Raw genomic sequence first — 503 nt, forward strand, 5'->3', positions numbered from 1 at the left:
TATATAATAAAAAGAAAACGGGTGATTTCTATGATGTCCACTAATGCAGAAAGTAAAACGTTCGAAGCACGTCATCAGATGGCTTTTCATGCGCTCGAAGACCTTGTTCCAGAAGAACATCTTCTGAGAAAAATTGATCGACATATTGATTTTTCTTTTATTTATGGACTGGTAGAAGATGTTTATTGCTTAGATAATGGACGTCCGAGCATTGACCCAGTGACACTGATTAAAATCCCTATCATTCAATATCTCTTTGGTATTCCAAGTATGCGCCAAACCATTCAAGAAATTCAGGTGAATGTCGCATATCGTTGGTTTTTAGGGTTATCTCTCACTGACCCAGTGCCACATTTTTCAACTTTTGGAAAAAATTATAAGCGTCGTTTCGAAGGGACAAGTATCGCCCAACAGATCTTTAGCCAGATTCTCACACAGTGTTTTGAAGCGGACATGATTGATTCTAAAGCTATTTTCATTGACGGCACCCATGTTAAAGCTTG

Annotated in this window: 1 protein-coding gene; it reads left to right on the forward strand. The window is 38.2% G+C overall.

All coding sequences use genetic code 11. The annotated features are described in order from the left end of the window. Positions 1-30 precede the first annotated feature (30 nt). Positions 31-503: transposase (locus ACQV2P_RS08685; protein WP_428876650.1), on the forward strand; the 473-nt coding region annotated here is incomplete at its 3' end.

Origin of the sequence: Facklamia sp. P12932 (genome assembly GCF_050409545.1) — a bacterium.
Taxonomy (GTDB): domain Bacteria; phylum Bacillota; class Bacilli; order Lactobacillales; family Aerococcaceae; genus Facklamia.